Annotated in this window: 4 protein-coding genes; all 4 read right to left on the bottom strand. The window is 44.0% G+C overall.

Annotated features, from left to right (window positions below; genetic code table 11):
- On the bottom strand, window positions 1-468 hold a 468-nt coding region (locus K8S13_RS11470), incomplete at its 3' end, for an amino acid-binding protein (protein WP_291462617.1).
- Between the two features lie 30 nt (window positions 469-498).
- Window positions 499-1,038 (bottom strand): 2-oxoacid:acceptor oxidoreductase family protein, encoded by a 540-nt coding sequence (locus K8S13_RS11465; RefSeq protein ID WP_291462615.1) that lies wholly within the window; start codon window positions 1,036-1,038, stop codon window positions 499-501.
- A 64-nt stretch (window positions 1,039-1,102) separates the two neighbouring features.
- Window positions 1,103-1,840 carry a thiamine pyrophosphate-dependent enzyme gene (locus tag K8S13_RS11460; protein ID WP_291462612.1) on the bottom strand — a complete coding sequence of 246 codons (738 nt, stop codon included), beginning with the start codon at window positions 1,838-1,840 and terminating at the stop codon, window positions 1,103-1,105.
- A 25-nt stretch (window positions 1,841-1,865) separates the two neighbouring features.
- A partial coding sequence (locus tag K8S13_RS11455; protein ID WP_291462610.1) for a transketolase C-terminal domain-containing protein occupies window positions 1,866-2,650 on the bottom strand: 785 nt, incomplete at its 5' end.

Here is a 2,650-nt window from a genome sequence, read left to right as displayed (position 1 = left end):
GTCGGCTGCGGTTTTTACATCCTCGGGACTGAATATAAACAGGCATTTGCCGTCTGAGTCAGATACAGATCCGTAAACATAATTAATATTAATTTTTTTTTCACCCAGTTTTCTGGTAATTTTTGTAAATTCACCGGGTTTATTTGTAATATTAATGGCAACGATTTCTTTTGAATCAAAGAGATAATCGTTCTCTTTTAAAAGATCTATGGCTTTTTCCGGCTGGTCAACAATGAGCCGTGTCAGGGCAAATTGAGCAGAGTCTCTTCTCATGGAGCTGTAACTTGCAGAAGATGCAAGCCTTTTTAAAGATTTGCCCCTGGCCTCAAAAAGGTTCTGGACGTAGGCAGATGCATCCTGGATGGTAATGGCATCAATGTTAATATTGGCCCCGGCTAAAAGTTCAGTTAATTGTGCCAGTTCGCCAGGTGCATTTTTAAGAAAAAGAGATATTTCTATTCTGATCATGTGGCCCCCTTGTGGTCTGTATGGTTAACTTTAACTGTTATTTGCGATATTCACACCCTCATCAAATGCTTTCATGTTCAGCGGAATAATTTTTGCTTTGGCTGCAAACTCATCTTTAACACAATTTTTCAAAAGTTCCAAATCAACAATTTTTGCTTTTGCAGCAAATGCGCTTAATGCAACAATATTAGCTGCCCTGACGCTGCCTGCTTTTGTGGCAATATCATTTGCCGGAACAACCAGTTCTGTAATATCATCTCTTTCACTTCGGGTGGGAATAAGAGAACTGTTGATAAAAATAACACCGCCCGGTTTTACATCATTGGCAAATTTTTCCAGGGAGGGACGGTTCATAGCCACAAGATGGCTTGGGTTTTTAATGATGGGTGAGCCGATCCTTTTGTCACTGATAACAACGGTACAATAAGCTGTACCACCTCTCATTTCAGGTCCGTATGAGGGTACCCAGGCTACAAAAAAATCCTGTTTCATTGCTGCATAGGCTAAAAGCTTTGCACTGAGCAAAATTCCCTGGCCGCCAAATCCTGCAAATTTTATTTCTGTTTGCATTGGTTTCTCCAAAAACAACTATAATTGTAAAATTGTATAAGATTTATCAAATCATACTCAGGCCCTACTCAGGTACCTTGTAATCTCCCAGTTCATAATACGGCAAAAGAGTATCCTCAGCCCATTTTAATGAATCAAGTGGTGTCAGACCCCAGTTGGTCGGGCAGGTGCTGATAAGTTCCACAAAACTGAAACATTTTTCTTCAACCTGGTATTCAAAGGCCTTTTTAATGGCTTTTTTCGCTTTGTTGATCTGTTTGGGGTTTAGTAAAGCCTGTCGGGTAATATATCCCGGGGTCACAAGTTCTCCCAGGAGATTCGCCATCCTCATGGGCATACCGGTCTGATCCGTATCCCGGCCTGCTGGTGCTGTGGTGGCCCGTTGGCCCGGCATGGTTGTCGGCGCCATCTGGCCGCCGGTCATGCCATAAATGGCATTGTTAATAAAAATGGTGGTAAATTTTTCACCTCTGTTGGCTGCATGGATGATTTCACCCATACCAATACTGGCAAGGTCACCGTCTCCCTGGTAAGTGAAAACAATGAGATCCGGTCGGACTCTTTTCATTCCCGTTGCCATGGCAGGTGCACGGCCGTGGGCGGCTTCCTGGAAGTCAAAATTAAAATAATTATATGCCAGAACTGCACACCCCACCGGGGCAATACCCACAGTTCTTCCCCTGATACCTAATTCATCAATGGCTTCTGCCACAAGCCTGTGAGCAATGCCATGGGTACAGCCGGGACAATAATGCGTCATATTGTCACTTAAGCTTTCTGGCGTTGAAAATGCTTTTCCCATTATATCTTTCTCCTAAGTTTAGCGATTAGAGCAGTCCTTTAATAATTTCGATAATTTTTTCAGGCGTGGGAATCTCACCACCGCATTCGCCATAGAAATCAACTTCTCTCTGGCCTTTAACGCTGCGTTCCACATCCTCGACCATTTGCCCCATGCTCATTTCAATGCTGATAATCGATTTGCAACATTTTTTAGTAGCCGCTTTAAAAATCGCATCTTCCGGGAACGGGAACAGGGATTTTGGCCTTAACAGCCCAACTTCAATCCCTTCTTGTTTCATCATATCAATGGATGTTTTGCATACCCGGCTCATGGTGCCGTAACTGACAATGAGGACTTTATAATCCGTGTCTGTATTATATCCTTCATACAGCACCTCCTCTTTTTTCATCTGCACATATTTGGCTTTTAAGGCAAGGTTGTTCTCATTGAGTACTTTTGGATCAAGAAAAAGAGATCTGACAAGATTTCTTTTATTGCTTTTTCTTGTGTCCATGCCGCTGGTTGCCCAATCGTCTTTATTTGAGGGTTCTGTCTTAAGGTCATCCGGGAACTCCACAGGCTCCATCATCTGTCCGATCAACCCGTCACCTAAGATCATCACCGGCCCACGGTATTTTTCTGCCAGTGTAAAGGCTTTCATGGTCATTTCAACCGCTTCCTGGACACCGTCCGGTGCAAGAACCAGAAGGTGATAATCGCCATGACCACCGCCCTTGGTGGCCTGGAAATAATCTCCCTGGGAAGGCAGAATACCGCCTAAGCCCGGGCCGCCGCGCATAATATTGACAAATACGGCAGGGCACTGGG

Source organism: Desulfobacula sp. (assembly GCF_021107415.1).
The sequence above is the reverse complement of the archived record's forward strand: the minus strand, read 5'-3'. Positions and strand labels throughout refer to the sequence as shown.

What these genes read in the sequence shown, in the direction of transcription:
- K8S13_RS11460 (WP_291462612.1), bottom strand. Translation starts at nt 1,840, where the DNA reads ATGGGAAAAGCATTTTCAACGCCAGAAAGCTTAAGTGACAATATGACG.
- K8S13_RS11465 (WP_291462615.1), bottom strand. Translation starts at nt 1,038, where the DNA reads ATGCAAACAGAAATAAAATTTGCAGGATTTGGCGGCCAGGGAATTTTG.